Origin of the sequence: Thermogemmatispora onikobensis, from assembly GCF_001748285.1 — a bacterium.
In the GTDB taxonomy this organism is placed as follows: Bacteria; Chloroflexota; Ktedonobacteria; order Ktedonobacterales; family Ktedonobacteraceae; genus Thermogemmatispora; species Thermogemmatispora onikobensis.
Genome location: NZ_BDGT01000028.1, coordinates 43,418 through 57,929, shown reverse-complemented (window position 1 = coordinate 57,929; position 14,512 = coordinate 43,418). Strand labels below are relative to the sequence as shown.

The following is a 14,512-nucleotide window of genomic DNA, read 5'->3' as shown; positions in this document are numbered from 1 at the left end:
CCCATAGGCTGGTTACCCAGACCAGATCACGCATGGGGGCAGCAACCTCAACCTCAAAAGAAAACCCGCCGATGGCCAGGGACGCCAGCGGATCGGCGGGTCCAGGTCAGCCTGCGTAGCTGTGTGGGCTATGTGGGCTGTGTGTGTGGCCGGCGACTGAGCCAGGCCGCCGCTTCATGCCTCACGACGCCGCCAGACAGGCAAGCCGATCGGGGCGCTCGCTCACTGCGGGAGAGTCGTCGCCTATAGCGAGCTGCCGCCAGTGACCTCCAGGACGTGACCAGAGACATAGTTTGAGAGCGGAGAGGCCAGGAAGAGCAAGGCTCCCGCAGCCTCCTCGGGCGTTCCCGGGCGCCCCAGCGGAATCAGCATCGTAGCCATCTGACGCATCTGACCGGGAATACCCAGCTCAACCTCCTCACCCTCGCGCGCAATCTTCTCACCGCCCTCCTTGGGCGCCGTCAGCCGCGTCTCAATGAAACCGAAGCAGGCGCAATTCACCTGTACATTGTAGCGCCCCCACTCCTTCGCCAGCGTCTTCGTCAGGCCGACGATGCCCGCCTTCGCCGTCGCATAATTCACCTGGCCTGCGTTGCCATGCAGCCCCGAGACCGAGCAGACATTGACCACCTTACGCGGATTGGCGCGCCCATTGGCCTCCTGCTCACGCTTGGCCGCTTCCCGAATAAAATGGGCAGCCTCCCGCAGGATGCGGAAGGGAGCCGTATTGTGCACCTCAAGCATGGCGTACCACTGCTTATCGGTCATCTTGTGAATGACGCCATCCCAGGTGTAGCCGGCATTATTGACGATAATGTCGAGGCCGCCAAAGGTGTCGAGGGTGGTTTTGATCAGCTGAGCCGGGAAGGCTGGATCAGTCACGTCGCCAGCTACAGCGATAGCCTTGCCACCGGCATTGCGAATAGCTGCTACCGTCTCGTCAGCGGGACCCTGATCAAGATCGCTCACCACAACAGCGGCCCCCTCCGCCGCGAACAGCTTCGCAGCAGCCGCTCCGATGCCGCGTCCAGAGCCGGTGATAATGGCGATTTTACCGTCAAGCAAACCCATTGCCTTGACTCTTCCTTTCTTCACTCAGATCAGGATAGATAGACGACTGGGCAGCGGCCCGCCTGCCACCAAGCGAGCGCCGCTGCTCGCCTTCATTGCTCATTTCTGCTCTCCGCTGCGCTCCTCTGCGGAGAGGAACAGATCGAACGCTGCAGATAAAGAGCGGGGCGAGTCCACTCCGCCTGCCTACTCGCCGCCGCGCTTGGGCAGGGCCGCTACGAAGGTCCCGCTTGCCTTGACATCGCCGTTCTGATCCACCGCCTGGACCTTGCCAGCAATGCGCGCCTCGCCGTCTGCCTCGTATTTCTCGGTGATCGTTCCGCTGCAGGTAATCACGTCGTCAAGACGGGTCATACTCTTGAAGCGCACGCCGAACTTGCGCAGAGCCGTCGGCCCCACATAGTCGCTGAGCAGCTGCCCGAGAAAACCCATGATCAGCATGCCATGCGCAATAATGCCGCCAATGCCAAGCATCTCCCCGATCTTGGGATCGGTATGAAGGGGATTGAAATCTCCCGAGGCGCCAGCATAGCGCACAAGCTGCAGATGGGTCACAGGCGCCTTCACCAGCCGGGGAATCTCATCGCCGACCTGGACGTCTTCGAAATAGCGCTTCGTAGGAAGTTTGGCTTCCGTTGTCATCAATGAACTCCTTTGGTCGCTCTCTCGACTCTCGTCGCGCTAGCGAACGATCAGCACCTGACGCGCCTTCAGGACTTCCTGCCCGCTCTGATTGGTATAGCGAGTCTCCAGCGTCAGAATATCCATCGACGAGCCATCCTTGCTCTGACGTGACTTGCCATCCACAAGAGTGGTCACACCGGTCAAGACATCCCCAGCATAGACCGGCGCCAGATACTCGTATTCCTCTTCACCGTGGATGATACGCATTACATTGACGCCGATCGCCACCAGGTGCTTGACAAAGTCAGTGTTGCCCCAGAACTGGAAGGTCGTCGGCGTCGTCGGCGAGGCCGGAACATCGGGGTAGCCCGCCGCTTGCGCCGCTTCTTTGCTATGATAGAGCGGGTTTTCATCGCCGATCGCCAGATTCAGCTCGTGAATCTTAGAGCGCTCCACCTGATAGGTGAATGGGGGAAAACTCTGCCCGATCTTGCTCTGGTCGAACATCAGACACCTCTTTTTCGGCAGTACGGCAAGTAGCCAGAAATAGTATATAATGATGGACGAAACGACGGCAACCGAGCTGCGGCCTGGCGGCCCATCGCCCGCCTTGGGAGGGGGCGACGGTTCAGACCAGGCGTCCGCATGCGCCTGCTGTACAGGGTATTGTAATTGTACCCGCACCAGAGCTGCAAAAACAACGAACGTACAGAGGAAAGCCATAGATGGAACTGTCGAGCCAGGAAATCGTTGAGCGCCTCAATGGCACGCGGGCTGGCACCCTGTGGGAAGCCCTGGATATCTCGCTGGTCAGTGCCGACAAGGAGCGCGTGGTCTTGAGCATGCCGATTGGGCCGCGCCATAAGCAGCAGGCCGGCTATTTGCACGGCGGCATCTCGGTGCTGCTGGCCGAAACGGCGGCCTCCATCGGCACAGCCCTCAATATCAACATGGAGGAGCAGATGGCCCTGGGACTGGAAATCAACGCCAACCACCTGCGTCCCAAGCGCGAGGGCCGTCTCACCGCCATCGCCACCCCCATCCACCGCGGACGCAGCACCCAGGTCTGGGAGATCCGCATTCAGGACGAACAGGAGAAGCTGGTTTGTATCTCGCGCTGTACCCTCGCCGTGGTACCGCGTCCGCCCGAGGCCATCAACCCACTCATGTCTTCATCCCAGGTGTCCGAGTGATTCATCTACAGGTCTTGACAGCCTCTGCTCCAGCAGGTACCCTACCTACCAGTAAGAACGCTGACGTTCCTTGTTCAGCATAGCGGGCCATCTGGCTCCACTTCACAGGTACTGATAGGCAGGAAGGCTTGCTTGCATCGGCTGCGGGAACAGGAGAGCGGGCAGGCGTGAAGGTGGACAGGCTATCAGACGAGCAGAGCAGTCCCCCTCACGTCTCTCGCCACCTCATCCTGTTCCTGCTAGTGTCCCCCAGGAGCAGACGCTATGGGCCTGACCACCGCTGGTCTCTCCCACTGGCAGGGCGAGCCTGCCGAAATTCCCCTTCTGAATATGACCATTGGCGACCTGCTGGATCATCGTGCTGAAGAGTTGCCCTCAAGCGAGGCCGTCGTCTATAGCGGCTATCCCGAGTATGGTGGAGCACTCGATCTGCGCTGGACCTATCGTGACCTGCGCGAGCACGCCGAGGCGGTGGCGCGCGGTCTTCTGGCTCTGGGCCTGCACAAAGGCGAGCACATCGCCGTCTGGGCTGCGAATCTCCCCGAGTGGCTGCTGCTAGAGATGGCGGCGGCCAAGGCCGGGCTGGTGCTTGTGACCGTCAATCCCGTCCTGCGCGCGCGTGAGCTGGAGTACGTGCTTCGGCAGGGCGATGTCGCCGCCCTCTTCTTCATGGCGCGCATCCGTGACCACGACTGTCTGGAGACGGTGCGTCGGCTGGCGACTCCCGCCGGTCCCCCTGGTGTTGTGCGCAGCGAGACTTTGCCCTGTCTACGCTACGTTTGTCTGATCGGTCCTCTGCCCGAAGCTCTGGCTCAGCAGCGCGACTGGCGGCCCGCCCTCTTTCGCGAGCTGGTGGCCGCAGGAACAGCGATTCCTCTAGAGGCTCTACGTGAGCGCCAGCGCAGCCTCTCCCCCGACGATGTCGTCCAGATCCAGTATACCTCTGGCACGACCGGCTTCCCTAAAGGGGCCATGCTGACGCATCGCAATGTCCTCAACAACGCCATGCTCTTCGTACGCCGCTCCAATGGTACTCCCGCCGACCGCGTGTGCAACCCGATGCCTTTTTTCCACACCGCTGGCTGCGTCCTGGCGGTGCTGGGCTGCCTCTACATGGGCACGACGCTGGTACCAATGCTGGCCTTCGATCCCCTCAAGACCCTGCAGATTGTCAGCCGCGAGCGCTGCACGCTGCTCGGAGCCGTGCCGACCATGCTGCTGGCCCTCCTCCAGCACCCCGATTTTGACCGCTATGATCTTTCGACACTGCGGGCTGTGACCTCCGGAGGGGCGCCGGTACCGCTCACGCTCATGCAGCAGGTCAAGGAGCAGATCGGGGCCGACATCACCATCGTCTATGGACTGACGGAATCCTCTCCGGTGATCACGCAGACCCTGCCGGACGATAGCTTTGAGCTGAAGGCCAGTACGGTCGGGGTACCGTTGCCCTACACGGATGTCAAAATCGTGGACCCGGCGAGCGGCGCAGTGGTTCCCTGCGGGACAGCCGGAGAACTCTGCTGTCGCGGCTACCTGGTGATGAAGGGCTACTACAAGATGCCGGAGAAGACTGCAGAGGCCATCGATAGTGACGGCTGGCTCCATACCGGCGATCTGGCGACGATGGATGAACAGGGCTATGTGCGCATCGTGGGCCGCTTGAAGGAGATGATCATTCGCGGCGGGGAGAACATCTATCCGGCGGAAATTGAGGATTTCCTGCTGCAGTATCCAGGCGTGGCCGAAGCCCAGGTGATCGGCGTGCCGGACCCCTTTTTCGGCGAGGAGATCGCCGCCGTGATTCGCCCGCGCGAGGGCGCCCAGCTCAGCGCCGAGGAGCTGCGCGCTTTCTGCCAGGGCCAGATCAGTCACCAGAAGATACCACGCTATTTTCTGTTCACCAACAATTTCCCTATGACGGCCAGCGGCAAGGTTCAGAAGTTCTTGCTCCGCGAGCAGGCCGTCAAAGAGCTGGGACTGCAGGAAGCCAGGCCATAGCCACTACGGCTACGCCGGGACAATTGAACAGGAGCCGGCGGAGAGGAGCGCGTTCTCAGTACGGCAGTCTGCAGAGGCTGCCGCCCCTGGGAACGCTCTTCTCATCTCGCGGGCTGGGCCGGCCCGGCCCTGTCCCTGGTCCAGACCACAAGCGCGATCTGGCCTCCCGCTTCGACCGAGGCGAGGAGCCTCCCCTCGCGAGGCTGCTCCGACAAACGGGAAAAAAGTACCGGTCTCTATGCTCGTCTGGCCCTCGCTCGTTCCCAGAGCCAGAAGAGAATTCAGGGCGGGTCGTCGGCTCGCCTCGCTCCCAAAGGCCAGGTCAGATGCACATCAGCAAACGCTATTTCCTGCTTATACTGCTTTTCTTCTTGCTCAGCAGCAACGCCTGCAGCACCGTCACCAGCTCGCCTGGTAGCGGGCAGCTCCTCCCCTCCACGAGAGGGTCGGCAACAGTCCGAGCCAGTCCGACCGTGCCCACCGTGGTCCCATCCGCGGCCACTCCGACGCTCGATGAGCTTGCTCGTGGCATCGTACGCAATCTGACCCTTGAGCAAAAGCTTGGCCAGATGGTCATTGTTGAGTTCTCCGGGGCCAGCTACAACCCCGACCTGCAGCAGATGATCGAGACCAGCCAGGTCTCAGGCGTTCTCATCGAGAACAACAACGGCAACGTCGAAAGCAGGGACCAGCTCACAGCTCTCAACACCACCCTGCAAGCTCACGCCCATATCCCTCTCTTCATCAGCACCGACTTTGAGGGTGGCTACGTCAACGAACTGCGCCGGATTACTGGCGAGCGCCCTTCTGAGGCCGCTATCGGTGCCAGTGGCAGCACCCAATATGCCTACAGCCAAGGGCTGGCCGCTGCCCAGACCCTCAAGGCTCTTGGTCTCAATGTCAACTTCATGCCCATCGTCGACGTTCTCACCAATGCGAACAACCCCGGTCTTCCCCAGCGGACCTTCGGCTCCGACCCGACGCTGGTCACCAACATGGGGCGCGCCTACCTTCAAGGTCTGACCGACGGCGGGGTCATCGGCTGCCTCAAGCACTTCCCGGGCCTTGGTGCGGCCAGCGTCGACCCTCACCGCGCGCTGCCCAACGATAACCGCAGCCTGGCTCAGCTAGCCAGCATCGACCTTGTCCCCTATCGCACCCTCGTCAACGAAGGGATTGTCCCGATGGTCATGACCACCCATATCCTCAACCCCCAGCTCGACCCGCGTCTGCCTACCTCGCTCTCCCCAGCCGTGGTCACCGACCTCCTGCGCAATCGTCTCCATTTCGAGGGCGTGACCATCAGCGACACCCTCTGGATGGGCGGCATCAGCAACACCTACCCCCTGGCCCAGGCAGCCGTCCTGGCCATCAAGGCCGGAGAGGACCTCCTGCTCGGTCCGCGCGGTCTAAGCGAGACGCGCAACATGCTGGCTGCGCTGAAAGAGACTGTCCTCAAAGGAGAGCTGCAGGAAAGCCAGATCAACGCCGCCGTCGAGCGCATTCTGGCCCTCAAGCTACGCTACGGCATCCTCAGCCAGGCACGTGCTCTGCAGCTGCTGGCCACTCCTGGCAATGACCAGGTCCCGACAGCTCACGCTCCCCATCCCCAGAGCATAGCCGAGGCCGACCTGCGCCGCTCGTCCTGGCAGGAAGCCCTCTGACTAACACTCCCGATAGACAGGCAGACAGCCAGGTAGCGCCGCCAGAACCACTGGCCTTTCCCCATCCCTTGTCATTCCCCTCCAGGCTTGTCTCCGGCCACCTCCCTCGCGTCAGCCTTGAGGCGCTGCAGCTCAGCCACGACCTCAGCACTCCTCATGATTGAGACCCCGATGGTCTGCAGCTCCTGCTTGCCCTGCTCATACAAACCGGAGACCGCATCTTCTACTAAGACCAGGCGGAAATCGCGCTCGCTCGCCTCGTAGAGAGTTGCACGTAGAGCATAGGGGAAATTGCAGCCGCAGATCGCCAGCGTCGAAACATGGGCCCGACGCAGATAGTCCTCCAGTGGAGTGCGATAGAAGGCTCCCCAGCGCGGCTGGTAGATGACCACCTCGCGCGGCCAGAGATACTGAACCTGGCCGGCCAGCAGGCGCTCCACCTCCAGACGCGAGAAGCGATCAGGCAGCAGTTCTGGCACGATCTCACAACCTGGGGAACCGGCCAGGGTCCAGCCGGCTCCACGCTCCACCGCCGCCCGGTGGCAGAGATCGACATTCGAGCCATCTGCCAGATAGATACGCACGATATGGACAATTGGGCACTCTGCCGCCCGAAAAGCCTGCAGCAGACGCACAATGCGCGGCACAACTGCTACAGTTCCTGCCACTCCCGCCGGCAGGCCATCGAGAAAGTCTCTTTGCATATCAATTACAATGAGAGCAACAGCAGTAAAATCAGGCACGGTGTAATGATCCATAAAGCTCACCAGGGCCAACTCTTGGCTCCTACCAAACAGCATGTTGTGATCATTGTATCACTATCAAGCCGCAGGAGTCGCAGAAAGTGAAGGAGAGAACAGGTTAGCGATCACTTGTCCTGGCACTTTCTTCCCAGGGAAAACCAAACCAGAGCCATAACACATTGTGAGATTTTTTCCCCTGGTGACGTAGTACTCAAGGGGTCAATGAGGAGAGAACCGCACCCGGAATGGGGTGCTGCTGGTGCCAGGGTTCTCTGCCTTGCTCGTTGCAACCCCTGGTGTTTCGTCACCAGCACGTGTCACTGATCAAATATCCACCGAGGACGCTTCTCCTTCAGCCATCAGACAGCGAACTGTGGGAATGACATATCCGAATGGTGCGGGAAGGAGTATCAAACCTATGAGGAAGCAGAAGGTAACCACAGGCGTTTTTCGCTTGCTGCTTCTGGGGGTGCTTACCCTCTTTGTGGTCGCCTGCGGTGGCGGCGGACAGAGCGGCACCACCACCACGACCAAGGCGCCAGCCAGCCAGCAAAAGTTTATCTTTACCAACGCCGGTGTCCAGGATATCGAGACCTTCGATCCGGCACTGGTGACCGATCTTCCCTCGTCGACCGCTATTAACCTGGTCTTCACCGGATTGGTGACGCTGGACGAGAACCTCAACGTGCAGCCGGAGATTGCCTCATCGTGGGACATCTCTTCCGACGGCCTCACCTATACTTTCCATCTGAAGTCGAACGTCAAGTTCAGCGATGGCACAGCAGTTACCTCAGCAGACGTGGCCTACAGCATTGACCGCGCCTTGCAGCCGGCCACGAAGTCGCCAGTCGCTGGCAGCTATTTGAACTTGATCAAGGACTCCGATCTGCTGGGCACCGGCAAGATCAAGACCATCATTAACGACAGCCTGAAAACGCCCGATCCACAGACGATCAGCATCACGCTCAGCAAGAAAGCCGCTTACTTCCTGGACGCGCTGGCTTACCCCACTTCCTATGTGGTGGAGAAGAGCATCGTTGAGAAGTACGGCAAGAGCTGGACCGACCATCTTGACGAGGGCGGCGGTACTGGCCCCTTCAAGGTGCAGTCCTACCAGCACAATAAGCAGATCGTCTTTGTGCCCAACCCCAACTACTATGGGCCCAAGCCGCAGCTGCAGCAGATCATCATGCCCTTCTATCAGGACGTGAAGACGGCTTACCAGGTCTACCAGACCGGCAAGGTCGATATCACGCCGATCCCCATCACCAACATCCAGCAGGCGCGCGCCAGGACCGGTGAGTACAGCGAGACGCCACAGCTCTCGATCGACTACCTGGGCATGAACTACCTGGTCAAGCCCTATGATAACGTCCACTTCCGCCAGGCGCTCTCGCTGGCCATCAACCGCGACCAGATCATGTCGGCCATCTGGAAGAACACCCGCAAGCCGACATATCATATCGTGCCGCAGGGGATGCCGGGCTATAACGCCAGCCTGACTGGCCCGGCGGGCGTCACCTCAACCGCGGGCGACAAGGACAAAGCCAATCAGCTCCTGCAGCAGGCCCTCAAGGAGATGGGCCTCTCCAGCCCATCCCAGCTGCCCCCGCTGCAGCTCTACTACCCCACCGGCTCTCAGGACGTGACCAACGAGATCACGACGCTGACCAGCCAGTGGCAGAGCGTGCTCGGGATCACCGTGAAGCCCGTGGCCACCGACTTCAATAAGCTGCTGGAGGACTTGAACGCGCTTCCGGGGAACCCCAAGGGCATCGGCTTCTGGTCGATCGCCTGGATCGCCGACTATCCCGATCCCCAGGACTGGCTGACGCTCCAGTTCGATAAGGGTTCTCCCAACAACCAGGTCAACTACGGCCAGAACAATTCCACCGATGCCGCTCAGCAGCAGCAGGTTCAGAAGAATCTGGAGGCGGCTGACGCTATGGACAACGGCTCGGCCCGCTACCAGGCCTACAACCAGGCAGAGCAGCAACTGGTCAACGACGTTGCCTGGCTCTCGCTTGATCAGCGCATCGGTGTGCGCCTGCTCAAGCCGTATGTGATCGGCATGAAGTTCAACGCTCAGGGTCTCTTCCCGCCTGAGCTGTGGGCTGACGTCTACATCGCTCAGCATTCCTAGCCTGAGCGCAGGACAGAAGCCCCCGGAGGAGGCTCAGTCAGACACACGCTGGTGAAGAAAAAGCCGGCTGCCAGCCGCGGCGGTCTCGATCGACCGCCACTCAGCGGCTGCGCAGACCGGCTTTTTCAATTGCTTTACTTTGTCTGTTTCAGGAGGCGCGGCATCGGCTCGGCAAACGGCCCCACCCCGTAGAAGGCGTCGCGGTTCCACAGCGCCTGAAAGATCGCCGCCGTGGAGGCTACCAATAGCCAGAGGAAGAGGGTGGCCAGCGAGAGCGCAACCAGCGTATCACGCAGACGAAGCAAGGCCACAAGCACGCTCGCTCCCGTCAGACCCAGCATGAACAGCGTCAGCAAGAGCGCGTTCAATGGTGAGCGCAGGCCGAAATAGGCGGCGCTGAAGATGATATAATCGAGCCATGAGGCGGCCTGCAGAACCAGGTAGGCTGTCCGCCCCTCGCTGCTGGCCGGCTTGTTGAGAACTCGCAGCAGCCCCCAGATAGCTGCCAGGTTGTTGATCGTCCAGGCTGGCCCAAAGACCCAGGCCGGCGGCGCAAAGATCGATTGTCTCAGTGCTTTGAAATAGGCTACATCTCCGAGAAGCTGCCCCGGGCTGCTGATCCTCCTCCCCTGCCAGCGATTGACGAGGCCGCTCAGAGCGAAGGTCAGCCCTTGCACGAGCAGATAGAAGAGCAATCCATGATACCAGCGCCAGGGCCGGCCTGCTTCCCGCGCCAATAGTTCTCTCGCCCGGCTCTCCCAACTCCCCCCTCTCTTCGGCCTGTTCACGGCTCGCTTGAGCGTGAGCGCCATAGTGGTCTCCTCCTTCCCAGACAGGGGAGGGTCTGCTCCTTTGCACACCCGCCTCTGCCCACAATGGCAAACAGCTAGCGATCTAATGCTCTTCTCTGCCTGCTATTGTACCTCTCTCAACAAGCGTGCTATCACTCAGGAAGGCGTCGCCCCCGCTCGTGCTGCGAGGAACCGGATAAGCCAAACAATCGGACAGGCAAGCTGCAGCGGAGAAAACAGAGCAAGAGAGAAAAGCAGCAAACGTTTGAAACGCTTGCCCGCTCACAGGCGCCAACAGCGCCAACGAAACCACTGCCAGACCGGGCCGGCGCTGCTTCCCGCCAGCCTGGCAAGTGGAGGCAAGCAAGGAGCAGATGGAGGGGAGGCTGGCCTGCGGTGGGCCGGAAATGGCAGACAGGCTGGCAAGCAGGTTGTCACCTGGCTGTCACAATGTCTGAACGAAGCTGGCAATAATCGTCTGCACTTCGTCCAGCCGTCCCTGGAAGAAGTGGTCCGCTCCCTCGACCGCCATCATCGTCTTGGGAGCCGGTAACTGCTCGAACCAGCGCGCGGTCAGAGCATAAGGCGCAACTTCGTCCCGAGTCCCGTGGATAATCAGCTTGGGCTTGGTGCAGCCCTGCAGGGTGTCGCCATCGAAGCTGCGTGCAGGCACACCCAGGCCGATGAGCGCCTGCACTCTGCCATCGGCGGCCCCTACCCGTAGGCCCACATAGGCGCCAAAGGAGAAACCCGCGAGAATGACCGGGAGGCCCGGATAGCGATGGCTGAGGAAGTCCAGCGCATAGCGCACATCATCCATTTCCCCCCTCCCCTCATCATAGCTACCCGAACTTCTCCCTACCCCTCGAAAGTTGAAGCGCAGCGCCGGGATCTGCAAAGCCTGAAGAATCTGGGCCACCTTGAAGACAACTTTGTTGTCCATCGTCCCCCCATAGAGCGGATGCGGATGACAGACCAGGGAGACGTAGTGCGGTTTGACACCCGCTTCCTCGGGCTTCAGAATGCCCTCAAGGCGGCCCAGCGGTGACGGTATGTCAACATGTAAGATCTGTGCGATAACATCCCCCGCCTTTCTAGTCTGAAAATAAAGAGCTACCCATAGCAAGAGTCGTCACTCTCATAGTATAGCACGAATCTTTTGTCCGCTACAGATATGCTACTTTATGCACTGTGCAGATTGATAGCGCCAGTGCCGACATCGAGGCGCAAGAGGGCCGCTGGCATAGGCCCGCTCCCTGGTACTAGCGGTCCATAATAGGTGGCAGAGCCAGCATTAGTGCTGACCTGGATAGGGAAGGCGCTCACAATCTTGCCACTGTTCACGTAGGCATCCACCACCACAGCGGTAGAGGCTGGAAGGGTGACGTTGACCTGGCCAACCTCACTATGAATCTGGAAGAGCGGCTTCCCGCCGCCCACAGGACGAGTATCGAGCGACCCGCTGAAGGTTACCTGGCCATTGACTGTGCGCAGGCTACTGCCATCGGTCAAGGTTGCCCTTTCCACAGTAATATTGCCTGCTTCATCCTTGACGACCAGCATGCCCGTGAGTCCCTGAATGTGGATGTCCCCCACGGCCAGCTCGACATTCAACTTGAAGGGGGTCACGCTCTGATTCACCTGCGCTGGCAGCCTGAACTGGAGATCGACGGTGTCGCTGGGGCCGTTCAGACCCTCACTCTGCGGCAGTGTCGCTGTGACCTGCAAACTGCCAGGTCCCGGCTGAACCTGAATGCTGATGCGCTTGAACTCTTCATCTGCCTCGGCCTGGCCTGCTGCTTTTGTTCGCTTAACAACTGTCAGCTCCGGCGTAGCCAGGCGGGAATCGCTAGTGATGTCAACAGTGCCAATCTGGCTGCTGATCGTGAGCTGCTCAAGGTTGCTGACAGGAATCGTCTGCTGGCTTGTCTGGGTATAGGTGTTGGCGGTCGGGCCCAGGATCGGCAAGGGGCTGCTGCCAGTGACGCTGCGCAGGGCCGCGAAGACTGCCACGATGATCCCGAGCAGCAGCAGGAGGATGGCTACGCTGCAGCCGAAGAGAAACCAGAGCCAGGGAGGGCCGCGGCGTCTGGGCCGGCGATGGGAGACCGCCCAGTCTCCTCTCCCATTGGGAAACAGGAGATCTTCCTCCTCTCTCCCTGCCTCAACCCCCTCCACCTCCTCTACCTCAGCATCCTCCCCCCCCCATTGAGATGCCCTTCTGCGCCTCAGACGCTCCCTCTCTGGCCGCCAGTATCTGGCCTCGTAGTTGTAGCCGCTGGCCCGAGCGCGGCGCTGCGCCCGACGGCCCGGAGGTACCTCCTCGTCATAGCCAGGCCAGCTATCCTCTTCTGGCTCCTCGGACCAGCGAGGCCCTTTGCTCTCTCTGCTCATAGCTGCTCCCCTTCTCTTGGGTCCGGCGCCGGGATGGCTCCGCTCTCGCCCGCGGTCCGTCCTGGCCGAACCAGGTCAGTCGTCGCTTGGGAAGATTCCTGTCCCCCTTTTGAAGTACGCTTGAAGAAGGCCACAGGTTGGCTCTCTCGAAAGGCTAAAGCCGGCAGAACGGCCAGCAGACAGAGGACACCGGCTACCAGGAAGATGGTGGTATAGACGGTGTGAGCTGCCGAGACCAGATAGGCGGTATAGGCACGCAGGTAGGCAGAGCTGAAAGGGGTAGCCCCAGACGGGGGCACAAAAGCGGCGGCCAGGGCGCGAAAATAGCCCAGACCCCAGGAAGTGAGCGCTGCCAGGCCGAGAATCATGCCTACTATCCGCAGCATGGTGATGAGAGCCGCCGCCAGACCCGCCCGTCTCTCGCGCGCCGCATCCAGGGCTATCACCCCAATCGGAGCAATAACCAGCCCAAAGCCCCAGCCTCCGAGCATGGTGCTCAGCGTGATCTGGTTCCAGTCCACGTGCAGTGGCCACAAATGCATCAACCAGAACGCCGCCGCAGCGCACAGGAGTCCGACGATGGCCACAGGCCGGCTTCCCAGACGCTCGCAGAGCCAGCCACCAACCAGCGCCCCGACAGGGATCATCGCCGTCAGCCGCAGCAAGGCAAGGCCACTGGCAATGGCCGTCTCCCCCAGCACCGTGGCAACGAAGATAGGAATGTCTACCATCGCAATGATCAGAGCCGCCCCCACGAGCAGGCTGACCACCGCCGCGGCGACAAAGGAGAGGCGGCGAAAGAGCTGCAGGTCGAGCACGGGCGCCCCTCGACCAGGAAGCTTCAGCCTGGACCAGCGCCCTCGCCCCGTAGGATCGGCCTGGCCTTCTTCCGCTGGCACTGCTCGCTGTAAGTGCAACTCCAGGAGGACCAACAGGACGAGTAGAAGCAGTGCCAGACCGATCAAGAGAGGATTGCCGTGCGCGCTGGCGCTCTCCGCCACACTGCGAGCCTGGAGGCCACCGGGCTGTCCCCCCGTTAAGAGGGTCGCCTCCTGGGCCAGGCCGAGGCTCAGACAGAGGAGGGCAGCGCCAAGCAGAGCGGCCCCAGGCAGGTCGACCCCTGGCCGCTGCCTCCGCCCTTGCCCTCGCTCTGTCTCCAGAACCCGCGCCGGCTCCCGCAGCCAGAAAGCCAGCGGCACCATGAGCACGGCCACCAGAGGCAGGTTGAGCAGAAAGATCGCGTTCCACCCTAACGTCTGCGTAATCCAGGCTCCGTAGAGGGGGCCGAGCACGCCCCCGGCCTCGGTGACCATCCCGATCAGCCCGAGAGCCGGACCTAAACCGCGCGCGCCATAGTAGTCGCCAGCAATCGCCATAGCGATCGGTACAATGGCGCCCCCGCCCGCCGCCTGGAGCACGCGCGCCCCCACTAACCAGACCAGGCCAGGCGATTGCGTGTCAACGCCGACCACCTGCAAGAAGCTCAAATCATTGAGCGAGCCAAGCCAGGGAGCCAGTCCACACATCAGCGAGGCGCCGGCAAACACGGCCAGGCACAAGAGCAATAGGCGCCGCCTCCCATAACGGTCAGCCAGCTGCCCCAACAGGGGCATCGCAATCACATATCCCAGCAAGTAGCCGCTGATAATCCAGGAAGCGCGGTCGAGCTGCAAGATTGGTATTTGCAGATCAGTGATGATCTGGGGAAGCGCCGTGACGACAACTGTCTGATCGAGAGCTGTCAGGAAGACAGCCGCACAGACAAAGACCAGGCCCAGCAGGGACAACTGCCCCGACACCTCACGCTGACGGCGCCCAGCACTTGTAAGAGAGCGCACCCATTCACCTCCAGTGACCAGGAGGCACCAGCAGCTCCCAGCCCCCAAGGGCC

The 14,512-nt window shown here is 61.1% G+C and carries 12 protein-coding genes; 4 read left to right on the top strand and 8 right to left on the bottom strand.

Going from position 1 to position 14,512, the window contains the following annotated elements:
* Nucleotides 1-243: 243 nt before the first annotated feature.
* The 3 genes from BGC09_RS13295 to BGC09_RS13285 all read right to left on the bottom strand — a co-directional run bounded on the left by BGC09_RS13295 (nucleotide 244) and on the right by BGC09_RS13285 (nucleotide 2,202).
* Nucleotides 244-1,071, bottom strand: a complete 828-nt coding sequence (locus BGC09_RS13295) for an SDR family NAD(P)-dependent oxidoreductase (RefSeq protein WP_069804472.1) — start codon at nucleotides 1,069-1,071, stop codon at nucleotides 244-246.
* 186 nt (nucleotides 1,072-1,257) lie between these two features.
* Nucleotides 1,258-1,713 (bottom strand): MaoC/PaaZ C-terminal domain-containing protein, encoded by a 456-nt coding sequence (locus tag BGC09_RS13290; protein ID WP_069804471.1) that lies wholly within the window; start codon nucleotides 1,711-1,713, stop codon nucleotides 1,258-1,260.
* A 39-nt stretch (nucleotides 1,714-1,752) separates the two neighbouring features.
* The gene (locus tag BGC09_RS13285; protein ID WP_069804470.1) at nucleotides 1,753-2,202 is read right to left on the bottom strand and encodes an FAS1-like dehydratase domain-containing protein; all 450 of its coding nucleotides are present in this window, start codon (nucleotides 2,200-2,202) and stop codon (nucleotides 1,753-1,755) included.
* Between the two features lie 218 nt (nucleotides 2,203-2,420).
* On the opposite strand from BGC09_RS13285, the gene BGC09_RS13280 reads away from it, so the two are divergent.
* The 3 genes from BGC09_RS13280 to BGC09_RS13270 all read left to right on the top strand — a co-directional run bounded on the left by BGC09_RS13280 (nucleotide 2,421) and on the right by BGC09_RS13270 (nucleotide 6,550).
* The gene (locus tag BGC09_RS13280; RefSeq protein WP_069804469.1) at nucleotides 2,421-2,888 is read left to right on the top strand and encodes a hotdog fold thioesterase; all 468 of its coding nucleotides are present in this window, start codon (nucleotides 2,421-2,423) and stop codon (nucleotides 2,886-2,888) included.
* A gap of 264 nt (nucleotides 2,889-3,152) precedes the next feature.
* Nucleotides 3,153-4,886: an AMP-binding protein gene (locus BGC09_RS13275; RefSeq protein ID WP_069804468.1), complete on the top strand. Its 1,734-nt coding sequence runs from the start codon at nucleotides 3,153-3,155 to the stop codon at nucleotides 4,884-4,886.
* Between the two features lie 326 nt (nucleotides 4,887-5,212).
* The gene (locus BGC09_RS13270) at nucleotides 5,213-6,550 is read left to right on the top strand and encodes a glycoside hydrolase family 3 protein (protein ID WP_069804467.1); all 1,338 of its coding nucleotides are present in this window, start codon (nucleotides 5,213-5,215) and stop codon (nucleotides 6,548-6,550) included.
* 71 nt (nucleotides 6,551-6,621) lie between these two features.
* On the opposite strand, the gene BGC09_RS13265 is transcribed toward BGC09_RS13270, so the two are convergent.
* On the bottom strand, nucleotides 6,622-7,317 hold the full coding sequence (locus tag BGC09_RS13265; RefSeq protein ID WP_245688589.1) for a cysteine hydrolase family protein: 696 nt from the start codon (nucleotides 7,315-7,317) through the stop codon (nucleotides 6,622-6,624).
* A gap of 394 nt (nucleotides 7,318-7,711) precedes the next feature.
* On the opposite strand from BGC09_RS13265, the gene BGC09_RS13260 reads away from it, so the two are divergent.
* On the top strand, nucleotides 7,712-9,436 hold the full coding sequence (locus tag BGC09_RS13260) for a peptide ABC transporter substrate-binding protein (RefSeq protein WP_069804466.1): 1,725 nt from the start codon (nucleotides 7,712-7,714) through the stop codon (nucleotides 9,434-9,436).
* Nucleotides 9,437-9,570: 134 nt separating this feature from the next.
* On the opposite strand, the gene BGC09_RS13255 is transcribed toward BGC09_RS13260, so the two are convergent.
* From BGC09_RS13255 to BGC09_RS13240, 4 genes are all read right to left on the bottom strand, one after another.
* Nucleotides 9,571-10,248: a tryptophan-rich sensory protein gene (locus BGC09_RS13255; protein WP_084658745.1), complete on the bottom strand. Its 678-nt coding sequence runs from the start codon at nucleotides 10,246-10,248 to the stop codon at nucleotides 9,571-9,573.
* A 424-nt stretch (nucleotides 10,249-10,672) separates the two neighbouring features.
* Entirely contained in the window at nucleotides 10,673-11,353 is a 681-nt protein-coding gene (locus BGC09_RS13250; RefSeq protein WP_084658741.1) for an alpha/beta hydrolase, read from the bottom strand.
* Nucleotides 11,354-11,409: 56 nt separating this feature from the next.
* Nucleotides 11,410-12,621 carry a DUF4097 family beta strand repeat-containing protein gene (locus tag BGC09_RS13245; RefSeq protein WP_069804464.1) on the bottom strand — a complete coding sequence of 404 codons (1,212 nt, stop codon included), beginning with the start codon at nucleotides 12,619-12,621 and terminating at the stop codon, nucleotides 11,410-11,412.
* On the bottom strand, nucleotides 12,618-14,459 hold the full coding sequence (locus tag BGC09_RS13240; protein ID WP_176728922.1) for an MFS transporter: 1,842 nt from the start codon (nucleotides 14,457-14,459) through the stop codon (nucleotides 12,618-12,620). The genes BGC09_RS13245 and BGC09_RS13240 overlap by 4 nt, the downstream gene beginning before the upstream one ends.
* Nucleotides 14,460-14,512 lie beyond the last annotated feature (53 nt).